The following is a 12,359-nucleotide window of genomic DNA, read 5'->3' on the forward strand; positions in this document are numbered from 1 at the left end:
AAGCTGTGGCCGGCTGGGCAGCACGGAAGCCCGCAGGGACCCTCGGCGACGCGGGTCCGGGCGAGTGTCATGAACCGCATGGCCGTCGTCGAGATCACCGTCAGCCACGCCGTGGAGCAGCCCGAGCCGAGGCAGGCTACCGCCGAGAAGGCGTCGCTGCCGGCCGGGAGTTGCCGTCCGGCGGTGACTGTGCGTTCTTCGCCCGGGCTCTGCAAGCGGCGACCGTGTGCGAGTAGACCGCGCCGCATCCGAACGACGCCGGCACCGGGCGCATGCCGGCCGTCACACATGCCCCAGCCCCATACGGGCCGTTCCTGTATGCGTGTAGCTTTGTGTTGTCCAACAAGTTGAGCAACAAGTAGGCCGACTTGTTGCTCAACTTCGGCCTGGGGCACCACAGTCCCGCAAGGTCGGCTCCCGAGCACGGTCCGGACCGGTTGCCGCCAGACCGGACCATGCCCGTGGAGCGGCGGTGAGTCCGGCCGTCTACGACACAGCCGGGCTCACCGCGTCATCTGCTCCACGAGAGCGGCGACCGCCACGAGAAGGCTGAGCGCCGACAGGGTCACCTGACAGCGGTCCTGCCCCGGCCAGCGCTTTCCGGCCTTCCTGAACGATCGAACCCTCATGGCTGCTCCCCTCTTCCAGGGCACTCCTTCTCGGAGTGCTCCAACCACCCCGGCCGTCAGCCGGGACATCAGGGGGAACAGGAGCAGCGGGCACAGCCTAGCGCGCCAAGTAGTCGCAGGTGGACGGGACTTGGGAGTAGCGGGCGGCGTGCTGAATTATCGGCAGTACTTATGCGCGTACTTATTCAGAAAGCTCTCCGGGTTCGGGGGGCGTTTTTGGCCTCCGGTCACCGAAGAGGCCGTCAGGCGGCCGTACAGCGATTGAGCGCGAGCAGACAAGGGGGGTGAGGGTGGGTGGGCGGCGGCACCCACCGGGGGTGAGGGTGTGGCGCTCATCACATCAGGGTCGCGCGCAGACAGGGCCCGTAGGGTGCCCGCGGCCGCCGGCCGGCCCGCCGCCGTACGCCGTGCGCAGTAAGGTCGTACACCGGCGCCCCGTTCGTCGCGACCTCCCCGCGGGACCCCGGGTCGCCCACCACAGCTCCCCCAGCCCCCTCCCCCACGCACACACGACCCTCGCGCCTACGCATTAGACCGCACCTCGCGCCGGTTATCAGCGGGTCGGCGGTGGGACCTTGGTCCTATTGATGGGGTGCGAGCAGCCCTGCCACGCTGTCCCGTCATGGACGCAGCGAAAGCGGAGATTCTCTATAACCCGCGTGATCCCAGGATGCGCAGCGACCCCTATCCCTTCTATGCGCGACTGCGTGAGGCGGAACCGGTCCATCAGACGCCCTTCGGGTTCTGGGTCGTTTCCGGATATGACGAGGCCGCGCAGCTCCTCCGCGATCCGCGACTCACCAGTGAATTCCACCGGGACAAGAAGTGGGCGGAGCATCGGGGCGGCTGGGAGAGTCCCGTGGTGACGGACACCCGGATGTGGATGCTCATGCTGGACGGCGGATCACACCGGCGTATCCGCGGTCTGGTGAATCCGGTGTTCAATGCGCGTTCCATCCTGGACATGCGTCCCCGTATTTCACAGATCCTGGAGAAGGTGCTGGCCGATATGGGCGCCGGGGAGGGTATCGATCTCATCGACGCCCTCGCGCTGCCCCTGCCGGTGACCGTGATCTGCGGGCTCGTCGGGCTGCCGGTGGAGGACCGGGACCAGTGCCGGCGGTGGACCGAGGCCATCGGGCATGTCGTCGACCCCGCCCTGGACGACGCGACGCAGCAGGCCATGAACACCTCGGTGGTCGAGTTCCGCGCCTATATCGCCGAGCATCTCGCCAAGCGGCGCAGCGAACCGCAGGACGACATCCTGTCCCGGCTGATGCTGGCGGAGGTGGACGGCGAGCGGCTCTCCGACGACGAGATCATCGCCAACGTCCTGCTGCTGTTCAACGCCGGTCACGAGACGACGGTCAATCTCATCGGCAACGGCACGCTGGCCCTGCTGCGGCACCCGGAGCAGATGCAGAAGCTGCGGGAGAATCCCGATCTCATCGAGGAAGGCGTCGACGAATTCGTCCGGTACGACGCCCCGGTGCAGCTCGTCGCCCGGATCACCACCGCGGATGTCGAGGTCGGCGGCAAGACCATTCCGGCCGGGTCGAAATTGATGATCCTGCTCGGTGCCGCCAATCGCGATCCGCGCCGGTACGAGCGCCCGGACGCCCTCGACATGACCCGTACCGACATCAAGCCGCTGGCTTTCGGCGGCGGTCCGCACTACTGCATCGGCGCGCTGCTCGGGAAGCTGGAGGGACGACTCGTCTTCAACGAGCTGCTGCGGCGCTACAGCCGGATCTCCCTCAGCACCGAGGACGTCGTCTGGCGCCCGCACGTCAATTTCCGCGGACTGACCGAGTTGCGTGTCGATCTGGTGCCCTGATTTCACACGGCTCAGGGAAGAAAGGAACCCCCCTTGCGCAGCCCCCTGTTGTCCGGCGACACCCTCACCGAATGCTTTCTGAACCACACCAAGGCCTCGCCCGACGCCGTGGCCGTCTTCCCCGGCAGCGAGGAGCGCATCTCGGCCGCCGAGCTCGCCGAGTCCTCGCTGCGGTGCGCGCTCGGTCTGATGGAGCACGGGGTCGGTCCCGGCACCATCGTCGGCCTCCTCGTCCCCACGGACGCCCGCTTCCTCAGCCTCTTCTTCGGGGCGCAGCGGGCCGGGGCCGCGTGCAGCGTCCTGCCGCTGCCCGCCGGCTTCGGCGACGAGCAGGGCACCGCCCGCCGGCTGGCCCGCATCCTGGGCGTCGCCGGCATCCGCCACCTCGTCCTCGGTACCGCCTTCCAGAGCCTCGGCGCCCTCCTCGCGGAGCAGATACCGGGCCTGGTCCTCATCGACCCCGAGGTGTCCGTCCCCGGTGACGCGCACCGGCTGCCCGCCGTCGATCCGGCCGCCCTGTCGGTCGTACAGTTCACCTCGGGCAGCACCAGCGCCCCCAAGGGCGTGATGCTCACCCAGAGCGCCATGGCGGCCGGTGTGCTGGCCTGCGCGGTCTCCGGGGAGTTCAGCCCGGACGACGTCTTCATGCAGTGGGTGCCCACCTTCCACGACATGGGTCTGGTCGGCCTCTTCTCGCATCTGCTCAACGGCGCCGACGTGCACGTGTTCACCCCGACCGCGTTCCTGCGCCGCCCCGCGCAGCTGCTGAGCTACTTCGCCGAGCACCGCGGCACGGTGATGACCGGCCCCAACTTCTCGTACGAGCAGTTCGTGGACTCCACGCCACCGGAACTGGTCAAGGAGCTGGACCTGTCCGCCTGGCGGCTCGCCTTCAACGGGGCGGAGCCGGTGAGCGCCGCCACCGTCGAGCGCTTCACCACCCATCTCGCGCCGGCGGGCCTGCGGGACACCGTCATGTACCCGGTGTACGGCATGGCCGAGGCGACCCTCGGCATCACCTTCCCCCGGCCCGGCACCACGCCCCGCATCCTCTCCCTGGACCGGGCCGAACTGGCCGCCACCGGACGGGTGGTGCCCGTGGAGCGCGGTGCGGAGGGCGCGAAGGACGCGGTGGCGCTCGGCAGCCCGGTGCACCAGCTCGAGGTGCGGCTGGTCACCGAGGACGGCCGGGTGTGCGGGCCCGGCGAGCTGGGCGAGGTGCAGATCGCGGGACCGGCCGTGACCTCCGGCTACTACAACGCGCCCGAGGCCACCGCGGCCGCCTTCGACGGGCGCTGGTTCCGCACCGGGGACGTCGGCTTCCAGCACGACGGCGACCTGTTCGTCACCGGGCGCACCAAGGACATGGTCATCGTCCGGGGCCAGAACTACTTCCCCGACGACATCGAGGCCGTCGCCCGCGAGGTGCCCGGCGTCTACCGCAAGCGCTGCGTGGCCTTCTCCGATGTGGCGGAGGACGGCCGCGAGGTGGTCCGTGTGGTCGTCGAGGCCGACCCCAAGCAGGACGGACCCGGCCTGGAGGCCGAGATCGCCGCCCGGGTCGTACGGGAGATGGACTTCACCGACGTCCGGGTGCATCTGGTCAAACCGCGCTGGATCACCCGTACCACCAGCGGCAAGTGGCAGCGCTCCCGCACCCGGGAACGGCTGGCCGAGCTGGCCGCCGAGACCGCCGGCACCGCCGCCGAGAACGCCTAGCGACTGTCGTCCGGGCCGCCGCCGGCCCCGGACCGAGGACCGATCGAACCGGCACGACCCGGAACCGAACCGGAGGACACCCGTGACCACCCCGTACAGGATCGAGGCCGCCCGCGACCCCGACGCGGAGCCGCTGCACAGCTACGACGTCTTCCCCGTGTACCAGTCCGCCTCCTGGGAGATGAGCGACATCCCCTGGGACGAGTTCCGGCCCGACCTGGTGAAGCCCGAGTACGTCGCCTTCGCCATGGGTGCCGTCATGGGCGAGTCCAACTCGATCGCCGCGCAGCACGGCTTCTTCAACGAGTTCGTGGACGACTACGACTTCTCGGCCTTCGTCTGCCTGTGGGGCTACCAGGAGCTCCAGCACCACCTGGCGTTCAAGAAGTGGCTGCGGCTGGCCGGCACCGATGTCGGCTACGAGCAGATCAACGCCATGCGTGCGCCGTACCCGCCGGGCATCACCCCGTCGGCGACGCTCGCCACCAACATCATCTCCGAGATCGCCACCAACCACATGTACAAGTGCGTGAGCCGGTTCGCCGAGGAGCCGGTCATCGCCAAGATCATGAAGCGGGCGAGCGGTGACGAGGCGCGGCACGCGCGGGAGTTCATCCACTACACCGCCCGCCGGCTGGCCCAGCGCCCGGAGGAGCTGCCGTCGGTCCTGGAGACCTTCTACGTCTACATGGCCGACCCCGAGGGGCGTTACAACCACCCGGTCAGCAAGTTCAAGGGCAACCTCCCCGAACTCGACGGCCATGTCACCATCGACGAGGTCTTCCGCTACTTCGGCGAGGTCGACGACGGCACCGAGTGGGACCGGATCCACCGGCAGCTGTTCAACACGCTGACCGAGCTGACCGGCCGCCCGGTGGAGAAGCTCCGCGACATCCGGCGCCTGCTCGCCGAGCTGGCCACCGCCGGGAACGAGGCGTGATGGCCGAGCAGGGCACCCCCACGGCCACGGCCACCGCCCTCCCCGAGGGCACCCCGGTCGAGCTGCCCTGGCTGGAGGAGCCCCGCTTCGCCTGCTTCGGCTGCTCGCCGCGGAACCGGATCGGCCTGGCGCTGAAGATGTTCCGCCTGGACGACGGCCGGCTCGCCACCGACATCACCTTCTCCGACGAGTACGCCTCCTACCCCTCGGTGGTGCACGGCGGCATCGTCAGCGTGCTGGTGGACGAGCTGATGGGCGATCTGATCGCCCTCGACCTGGGCATGCTGGCCTTCTCGGTCACCCTGCGCACCAAGTTCCTGCGCCCGCTCCAGGTCGGCGTCCCCTACCGGGCCGTCGCCCGCATCACCCGGGAGGCCAACGGCGTGGTGCACGCGGAGGCGGATGTCCTCGACGCGGACGGCACCCCGCACGTCATGGCCAGTTCTGCCTACCAGCCCATCAGCTCGGAGCAGGCCGAGGGCCACATGGGCCTGGCCGGCGCCGACCGCGACCGGCTCGCACACTACTTCGACCACGCGATTGGATGACCATGTCCCAGCAGACCGACCCGCGGTCCGTGTCCCTCCAGGAGTCCGCCGTACTGGACGAGGTGCGCTCCCAGACCGCCAAGGAACTCGGCATCGACATCGGCGAGATCGCCGCGGACACCGTTCTGAAGGAGCTGCCCGGCGCCGACTCGGTGCGCCTGCTCCGGGTGGTCGCGCAGATCGAGCGGGTCTACGACGTCGAGTTCGAGGACGAGGACATCTTCGACGTCCGTACCCCGCGCCAGCTCACCGGCCTGGTGCTCGCCCAGGCCGGCACGGAGGGCCGATGACCACCCACGCGGACGCCGGCCCCACCCTCCACGCGGGCCGCGACGGCGACCTCGCGCTGCCTCCGGAGGAGGCGAAGCGGGCCACCAACGAGCACTACGAGCTGCCCCCCGAGGTCTTCCGGGCCTTCCTGGACGAGCGGGTCAAGTACAGCTCGGGCCTGTACCGCACGCCGGACGCGACCCTGGAGGAGGCGCAGACCGCCAAGCTGCACTTCGTGGCCGAGCGCCTCCAGCTGCGCGGCGGCGAGTGCCTCCTCGACATCGGCTGCGGCTGGGGCAGCCTCACCCTGTTCATGGCCCAGGAGTACGGCTGCGAGGTCACCGGTGTGACCCCCAGCGGGCCGCAGGCCGAGTACATCCGGGAGCAGGCCGCCAAGCTCAAGCTGGCCGGCCGGGTCGACATCCGGGTCGGCTCCTACACCGACCTGGAGATCGACGGGCGCTACGACGCGGCGACCATGCTCGGGTCGATCATCCACATGCCGGACCGGGTGGCCGTGCTGCGCAAGGTGTACGGCTCGCTGCGCCGCCAGGGCCGGCTCTACCTCTCCGAGAGCTGCTTCCGCAGCGCGGAGGTGTACCGGGAGTTCGCCGACCGGCCGGGCACCAAGCACGTCACCGAGACCATCTTCGGTTTCGCCGACATGGTGCCCTTCTCCCACCTGGTGGGGGCGGCCGAGTCGGCGGGCTTCAGCCTGGAGGCGCTGGACGACCTCACCGCCCACTACCACCGCACCATCGAGGACTGGCACCGCCGCGCGGAGGCCAACAGCGACCGGATCGAGGCGGTCGCCCCCGGGATGACCGAGCCGCTGCTGCGCTATCTGCGCACGGCCAACGCCGGCTGGGGCTACACCTCCAAGCACTACGCCCTCACCGCCTCGAAGACCCGGCTCGGCCCCAGGACGGCGACATGACCGAGACGGCCGTGCTGGACGATCTGCTGCCCGCGCTGGAGATGCACGAGCTCGTCGACCAGGCGGTGACCCGGGCCGGGGAGCGGACCTGGACCCTCGCCGAGCTGGACTGGGACGGGCTGCGGCCGGAGCGGCTCACCGAGGCCGACCGGTCCGCGGTGCGGTTCATCACCTTCGTCGAGGACCACATCCCGGGCTATCTGTCCCACTTCCTGGAGGCGTTCCCGGTCGGCGGTGCCGAGCAGGAGCTGGAGCGGTTCGGGTTCAACCGGGAGTACTTCCGCTTCCTGGTCGCCTGGGCCAACGACGAGGAGCGGCACGCCTCGGCGCTCAGCCGCTACCAGGTCGAGACCGGCATGGCGACCCGGGAACAGGTGCTCGCGGACCTCGCGGAGGAGGGGCGCAAGAAGTTCACGCTGCCCTATGAGCATCCGGTGCAGTCCTTCACGTACACGCTGGTGCAGGAGAAGGCGACGCAGCTGTTCTACCAGCGGTTCCGGGAGACGGTCAGCGAGCCCTTCCTGAAGGACCTGCTCGGCCGGCTCGCCCGGGACGAGGCGCGGCACTTCGCCTTCTACAGCAACCTGGTCGGCGCGTACGTGGCCAGGGACGGCGCCGCGGCCGTCCCCGGGCTCAAGGACGTCATCGCCACCTTCCGGATGCCGCTCGCCGACACCATGAAGGGGTACTGGCGCTGGTCCCTGAAGGTCGCCGACGCCACCTCCTACGACCACACCGAGTCGTACGACGCGGTGGTGCGGCTGGTGCGCGGCTTCGTGGACACGCCCGGCGAGCCGAGCGTGGCGGATCTGGCCTCCTTCGTGCAGGCGATCCGGCGCGTGCGGTGAACCCGGACGGCGCCCGGACCCTGGTGGTCGGCTGCGACTGGGCCGGCCGGTCCGCGCCCGAGGAGCTGCTCGGGGAGCGGGAGCGGGCCCATGCCGCGGGGCTGAGCGGCGGCCGGCGCGCCGAGTGGGTCCGTACCCGGCTCACGGCGAAGGCGGCGGTGCGCTGGGCCACCGGGGTGCCCGGCGCCCAGATCCTGCCCGGCCCGGGTGGTGCTCCCCTGCTGTGGGGGGCGCCGCCCGGGCTGGTCGTCTCGCTGGCCCACTCCGGGCATCTGGCCGCCTGCGCGGTCGGGTACGGGGAGCCGGGCCGGCCGGTCGTCGGGGTGGACGTGGAGCCGGTGGACGCCCGCAACGGCATCCTGCTGAAGAGGCTGCTCGGTCCGGACGAGACGCCGTGCGTGGTGCCGGGGAGGCCGCGCCGGCCGCTGCCGCCCGGGCTGCTCGCCACGGTCCTCGCGGCCTGCAAGGAGGCCGCGCTCAAGGCGTACCGCGGGCCTTCCCCGTCGTTGCGCGACTATCCGCTGAGCCGGGGCGCCGACGGCCGGCTCCGGGTGCGGGTGGCCGGCGCGCGGCACGGTGAACTCCGTGTGTGGTGGTCCTGCCGGGCGGGCCGGGTGACCGCGGTCTGCGCCCCCGGCCGGCTGCCGCCGGTCCGCCGCACCGTCCCCGCCGACCGCGTCCTCGCGGCCCTGCGGGACGCCCGCCCCCGGCCGCCGGAGCACTGAGGTGCCCCGCCGGCCGAACGGCGTACGACGCACCGGGCGCCCTGTTCCCGTGACGGCCCGGAGATGGACCCTGCGGGGGCAGCGGAACCGTGGGGCGAAGAGGCGGGGGTGGCGTGACATCGCCCCGGCGAAGCCTGAGTCCGGCGTGCCGGTGGGGCGTCGGGGGCTCGCGGGCGGCCAGGGGTGCCCGGCACGAGGTGGCCGGGCGGAGCGGCGGGGGGCGTCAGTGGCGGATCACGCCCGTGCTGTCGCCGCGCAGCACCGTCTCCCCGTCCTGGTTGAGGATCTCGATGTCGAACTCCACCGCCGTCCCCGAACGGACCTCCTTCAGCGCGCGCACGGTCACCTCCGCGGTGATCGTGTCGCCCGACCAGACCGGCTTCAGGAACTCCCAGCCCATGCGGCGCGCGATGAAGTGCAGGCTGCCGCCGATCTTCGTGGCGAGCGAGGCGGTGAGCAGTCCATGGGCCATGGCCCGGCCCTCGTCGGGCAGATGGTGCCGGCCGCGGTCGCCCGCGAGGTCGGCGAAGGCGGTGATGTCCTCGACGGTGATGAGCCGCTGTTCGCGCAGCACCTGGCCGACCACGAGGTCGGGCGCCGCGCCGCTCATCGGTCTCCCTCCGGGCCGGCCGGGGCCGCGGGGCGCTTGGTCCGCACCAGGCAGCTGCTCTTGCCCACGGCGCACAGCTTGCCGTCGGAGTCCACCACGCGGCAGCTCGCCAGGCCGCGGTTGCGCCCCAGGTGCACGACCTCGGCGTCGACGGTGACCAGACCGGACGCCTCGTGCACCGGGCGCAGGAAGTCCACGTTCAGATCGAGGGTGACGATGTCCTTGTCCTCGGGGATCGCGGAGAGGATCGCGCAGCCGAGGGCGGAGTCGATGAGGGTCGACAGGATGCCACCGGAGAGCAGTCCCAGATGGTTGGTGAAGAAGTTCTTGACCGGCATGGTGAACTGCACGGTGCCGGGGTCGGCTTTGACGACGGCGATGCCGAGGACTTGTGCGACGGGCGGCGCGACGATCTCACCGGAGACCAGCCCACGCAGATATGACAGTCCCGTCGCGTCGGCCTGGGTGGCGAAAAGCGGCCCCTGGTCCCGCCATTCGAGCGTGGCGGTGTGTGTGGTGGGGGCATGTACCTCTGACACTTCGCTCCTCCATGTGAGCGCCGGACATGAGGCCGCCAGTCTGGCAGCACCTCCGATGAGCCGCAACACGCCTCTCCATGCTGTGAGTTGGAAACCTGAGAAGCAATGAGACAAACGTCCCGGCCTTTTCTTCCTTGACAGCCGCCAATGGGCCGACGTTTGATGAAAAAATGTCCGGGGGCACCGATCCACGATTGGATTGATGACGTCGATGATCACTGAAATCGAATCCTCACCCAGCCGATATGCCCGCCTTCTGGGGGTGGGCTCGTATCGCCCGGGCCGGGTGGTCGGAAATGAAGAGATATGCAGGTTCATCGATTCCGACAGCGCATGGATCGAGGCCCGGTCCGGGATTATGACCCGGCATTTCGCCGAGCCCGGCGAAACAGTGCCCGTCATGGCGGCACGGGCCGCCGAGAAGGCGCTGAGCGCGGCCGGTCTCACCCCGGCGGACGTCTCCTGCGTCACCCTGTGCACGATGTCGTACCTGCACCAGGCGCCGCCCGCGGCGGCGGCCTGCGCCGCGGAGCTGGGGGCGCGCGGGGCGGCCGCCTTCGACCTCGGCGCGGCCTGCGCCGGGTTCTCCCACGGCCTGGCCGTGGCGGGCAGCCTGGTGGCGAGCCGGCAGGCGGAGTACGTGCTGGTGGTGGGCGCGGAGCGGATGAGCGACATCGTCGACCCGTACGACCGCTCGACGGCGTTCATCTTCGGTGACGGGGCGGGGGCCGCCGTGGTCGGCCCCGCGGACGAGCCGGGGATCGGGCGCGCGGTGTGGGGCACCGACACCGACCATCTGCGGGCCATCGAGCAGAGCCGGTCCTTCGCGGAGCTGCGCGAGGACCGCCTGGTGCGCTGGCCGTTCCTGGAGATGGCGGGTCAGGAGGTCTTCCGCTGGGCGATCGGCGCCGTCGGCGAGGTGTGCGAGCGGGCGCTGCGCGCGGCCGGGGTGACGGTGCACGACATCGAGGCCTTCATCCCGCACCAGGCCAATGTGCGGATCATCGACGCGGCGGTGAAGGCGATGGGGCTGCCGGCCTCGGTCGAGGTGGCGCGGACGGTACGGGACGACGGGAACGTCTCCGGCGCCTCGATCCCGCTCGCGCTGGACACCCTGATCGCCGCCGGCCGGATCAGGCCCGGGGCGCTGGTGCTCACGGCCGGCTTCGGGTCGGGTCTCAGCTACTCGGCGCAGGTGCTCGTGGCCCCCTGACGCGGGCTGCCCACGGGTGGGCGCATGGGCCGGCTCCTCCCCGGTGCGGGGCGGGGAGCGGGCCCCTTCGCGTGTCCGGCGCCTGTCGTGCGGTTCGCGCAGGCCTGGCGACGGACAGCGGCACAGCCCCGGCGACGGTGGTGGCCGCGGCTGTGTACGGGCGCCTTCGGTCCTCGGGCACCCTTCACTCCTCAGGCGCCTTCGGCGCTCGGGCGTCCCGGGCCGTCCTGCCCCGGCTCCAGCCCCTCCATCTCGCGCAGCTGGTCCAGAACCGCCTTGGCGAATTCCAGGCCTTTCGGCGACAGCCCCACCGCCCGCATGGCCACACCGGTGACCCCGGCACGGTCCAGCGACTGCACGTCCTGCTGGGTCAGGCCGGCGTCCCGCCAGGCCGCGAGTTCCTCCAGTCTCTTCTCCGTGCGCGCGGCCGACTCGTCGTCGAAAAAGTACGAGACGGGAACCCCGAAGAACGTGGCCAGGGCGTCGAGGTGATGGAGGCGAGGATTTCCTCGTTCACCCTTGCGCAGATAGGCGATGTACTGCTTGGAGATATCGCTGCCCTGTTCCCGGATGGCGCGGGCGACCTCCTCGTTACTGAAGGGGCCGCGGCCACGCGGGTGGACGGTTTCGAAGAGGCGGTTCAGCCGCTGAGCCAGCGATCCGATCGCTTCTGTCCCCATTTGTCCCTGCTCCTCTGGTCTCTGCGCTGACAACTGGAGGCGTGCGTGGGGGGTCTTGGCGGCCACACCAGTTGACGAGGTGATGACGGCGACGTAGGCTCCACGAGAGTTCGATGAGCCTTTCATGGTACATCGCTCGAAGACTACCGCAAGTAATGAGCACGTCGAATCTGCTTGCGTGCACTGGTCGTTGAGTGCATCTGCGTCCTACGGCAGGGACGGCCGGAGACGAATCCCGAAGAACAGCGCGGCTTTCGAGTGGCGCCCGGCGCCGTGTGCGGTCATATTCCGCGTGCATTCGCTGGGTCGCTGTTTCTCATGCCCTTACATCGACAAGGGGGAAGCACGACGTGGAAGAAGCACTGACCACGGAACTCACCTGCCGGGAATCAGGTGTTCTGCGCTTACTGGCCGAAGGGCTGAGCAACCGGCTCATCGCCCGCAGACTCGGCATCTCCGAAAAGACCGTCAAGAACCACCTCAGCGGCATCTATCCGAAGATCGGGGCCGACGACCGGACCCAGGCCGCGCTCTACGCCCTGCGGCTGGGGCTGACCGGAGCCGACGCGGACGAAGCCCCCGCCGACTGCGAACTGACCGCGCGCGAGCGGGGCGTATTGCGGCTGCTGGCCCGGGGGTTGAGCAACCGGCTGATCGCCCGCAGACTCGGGATCTCCGAAAAGACCGTCAAGAACCACCTCAGCGGCATCTATCCGAAGATCGGGGCGGGCGACCGGACCCAGGCCGCGCTCTACGCCCAACGGGTCGGTCTCGCCGCCTGACCGAAAACCGGCGGCCGGGCCGGATCTTTCTCTGTGGGCATCCCCTGTCACATGATGGAACCCTGAGCAGTGTCGTGTGGAT

Annotated in this window: 14 protein-coding genes and 1 pseudogene; 11 read left to right on the plus strand and 4 right to left on the minus strand. The window is 70.2% G+C overall.

Going from position 1 to position 12,359, the window contains the following annotated elements; genetic code table 11:
• Positions 1–60: 60 nt before the first annotated feature.
• Positions 61–159 (plus strand): annotated as a pseudogene (locus ACFVIU_RS34740) (GntR family transcriptional regulator); the annotation flags it as partial.
• 344 nt (positions 160–503) lie between these two features.
• Here the strand turns inward: ACFVIU_RS34740 and ACFVIU_RS34745 are convergent.
• Positions 504–629, minus strand: coding sequence for a hypothetical protein (locus ACFVIU_RS34745; RefSeq protein ID WP_385847481.1), 126 nt, complete (start codon positions 627–629; stop codon positions 504–506).
• Positions 630–1,221: 592 nt separating this feature from the next.
• Here ACFVIU_RS34745 and ACFVIU_RS34750 point away from each other — a divergent pair.
• The 8 genes from ACFVIU_RS34750 to ACFVIU_RS34785 all read left to right on the plus strand — a co-directional run bounded on the left by ACFVIU_RS34750 (position 1,222) and on the right by ACFVIU_RS34785 (position 8,453).
• Positions 1,222–2,466, plus strand: coding sequence for a cytochrome P450 (locus ACFVIU_RS34750; protein WP_385847482.1), 1,245 nt, complete (start codon positions 1,222–1,224; stop codon positions 2,464–2,466).
• Between the two features lie 33 nt (positions 2,467–2,499).
• Positions 2,500–4,185: an AMP-binding protein gene (locus ACFVIU_RS34755; RefSeq protein WP_385847484.1), complete on the plus strand. Its 1,686-nt coding sequence runs from the start codon at positions 2,500–2,502 to the stop codon at positions 4,183–4,185.
• 82 nt (positions 4,186–4,267) lie between these two features.
• The gene (locus tag ACFVIU_RS34760) at positions 4,268–5,125 is read left to right on the plus strand and encodes a ferritin-like domain-containing protein (protein ID WP_385847486.1); all 858 of its coding nucleotides are present in this window, start codon (positions 4,268–4,270) and stop codon (positions 5,123–5,125) included.
• Complete coding sequence (locus ACFVIU_RS34765; RefSeq protein ID WP_385847487.1) at positions 5,125–5,673, plus strand: PaaI family thioesterase; 549 nt, start codon at positions 5,125–5,127, stop codon at positions 5,671–5,673. Before ACFVIU_RS34760 ends, ACFVIU_RS34765 begins: the two co-directional genes overlap by 1 nt.
• Before the next feature lie 2 nt (positions 5,674–5,675).
• Positions 5,676–5,963, plus strand: a complete 288-nt coding sequence (locus tag ACFVIU_RS34770; protein WP_385847489.1) for an acyl carrier protein — start codon at positions 5,676–5,678, stop codon at positions 5,961–5,963.
• Positions 5,960–6,880, plus strand: coding sequence for an SAM-dependent methyltransferase (locus ACFVIU_RS34775; RefSeq protein WP_385847491.1), 921 nt, complete (start codon positions 5,960–5,962; stop codon positions 6,878–6,880). The genes ACFVIU_RS34770 and ACFVIU_RS34775 overlap by 4 nt, the downstream gene beginning before the upstream one ends.
• On the plus strand, positions 6,877–7,728 hold the full coding sequence (locus tag ACFVIU_RS34780) for an acyl-ACP desaturase (RefSeq protein ID WP_385847493.1): 852 nt from the start codon (positions 6,877–6,879) through the stop codon (positions 7,726–7,728). Before ACFVIU_RS34775 ends, ACFVIU_RS34780 begins: the two co-directional genes overlap by 4 nt.
• A complete protein-coding gene (locus ACFVIU_RS34785) occupies positions 7,725–8,453 on the plus strand; it encodes a 4'-phosphopantetheinyl transferase family protein (protein WP_385847494.1) in 729 nt (242 codons plus the stop codon). Before ACFVIU_RS34780 ends, ACFVIU_RS34785 begins: the two co-directional genes overlap by 4 nt.
• Positions 8,454–8,676: 223 nt before the next feature.
• Here the strand turns inward: ACFVIU_RS34785 and ACFVIU_RS34790 are convergent, their stop codons facing one another.
• Together ACFVIU_RS34790 and ACFVIU_RS34795 are read right to left on the minus strand one after the other, a co-directional pair.
• The gene (locus tag ACFVIU_RS34790) at positions 8,677–9,063 is read right to left on the minus strand and encodes a MaoC family dehydratase (protein ID WP_385847495.1); all 387 of its coding nucleotides are present in this window, start codon (positions 9,061–9,063) and stop codon (positions 8,677–8,679) included.
• On the minus strand, positions 9,060–9,602 hold the full coding sequence (locus tag ACFVIU_RS34795) for a PaaI family thioesterase (RefSeq protein ID WP_385847497.1): 543 nt from the start codon (positions 9,600–9,602) through the stop codon (positions 9,060–9,062). Before ACFVIU_RS34795 ends, ACFVIU_RS34790 begins: the two co-directional genes overlap by 4 nt.
• 211 nt (positions 9,603–9,813) lie before the next feature.
• Between ACFVIU_RS34795 and ACFVIU_RS34800 the strand changes: the two genes are divergently transcribed.
• Positions 9,814–10,815 carry a beta-ketoacyl-ACP synthase 3 gene (locus tag ACFVIU_RS34800; protein ID WP_385847542.1) on the plus strand — a complete coding sequence of 334 codons (1,002 nt, stop codon included), beginning with the start codon at positions 9,814–9,816 and terminating at the stop codon, positions 10,813–10,815.
• A gap of 191 nt (positions 10,816–11,006) precedes the next feature.
• Here the strand turns inward: ACFVIU_RS34800 and ACFVIU_RS34805 are convergent, their stop codons facing one another.
• The gene (locus ACFVIU_RS34805) at positions 11,007–11,495 is read right to left on the minus strand and encodes a helix-turn-helix domain-containing protein (RefSeq protein ID WP_385847499.1); all 489 of its coding nucleotides are present in this window, start codon (positions 11,493–11,495) and stop codon (positions 11,007–11,009) included.
• 350 nt (positions 11,496–11,845) lie between these two features.
• Here ACFVIU_RS34805 and ACFVIU_RS34810 point away from each other — a divergent pair, with 350 nt between their 5' ends.
• Positions 11,846–12,277, plus strand: coding sequence for a LuxR C-terminal-related transcriptional regulator (locus tag ACFVIU_RS34810; RefSeq protein WP_385847501.1), 432 nt, complete (start codon positions 11,846–11,848; stop codon positions 12,275–12,277).
• Positions 12,278–12,359 lie beyond the last annotated feature (82 nt).

It is taken from the genome of Streptomyces sp. NPDC127190 (genome assembly GCF_042672505.1).
Classification (GTDB): domain Bacteria; phylum Actinomycetota; class Actinomycetes; order Streptomycetales; family Streptomycetaceae; genus Streptomyces.

What these genes read in the sequence shown, in the direction of transcription:
- ACFVIU_RS34770 (WP_385847489.1), top strand. Translation starts at nt 5,676, where the DNA reads ATGTCCCAGCAGACCGACCCGCGGTCCGTGTCCCTCCAGGAGTCCGCC.
- ACFVIU_RS34780 (WP_385847493.1), top strand. Translation starts at nt 6,877, where the DNA reads ATGACCGAGACGGCCGTGCTGGACGATCTGCTGCCCGCGCTGGAGATG.
- ACFVIU_RS34745 (WP_385847481.1), bottom strand. Translation starts at nt 629, where the DNA reads ATGAGGGTTCGATCGTTCAGGAAGGCCGGAAAGCGCTGGCCGGGGCAG.
- ACFVIU_RS34775 (WP_385847491.1), top strand. Translation starts at nt 5,960, where the DNA reads ATGACCACCCACGCGGACGCCGGCCCCACCCTCCACGCGGGCCGCGAC.
- ACFVIU_RS34800 (WP_385847542.1), top strand. Translation starts at nt 9,814, where the DNA reads ATGATCACTGAAATCGAATCCTCACCCAGCCGATATGCCCGCCTTCTG.
- ACFVIU_RS34790 (WP_385847495.1), bottom strand. Translation starts at nt 9,063, where the DNA reads ATGAGCGGCGCGGCGCCCGACCTCGTGGTCGGCCAGGTGCTGCGCGAA.
- ACFVIU_RS34765 (WP_385847487.1), top strand. Translation starts at nt 5,125, where the DNA reads ATGGCCGAGCAGGGCACCCCCACGGCCACGGCCACCGCCCTCCCCGAG.
- ACFVIU_RS34805 (WP_385847499.1), bottom strand. Translation starts at nt 11,495, where the DNA reads ATGGGGACAGAAGCGATCGGATCGCTGGCTCAGCGGCTGAACCGCCTC.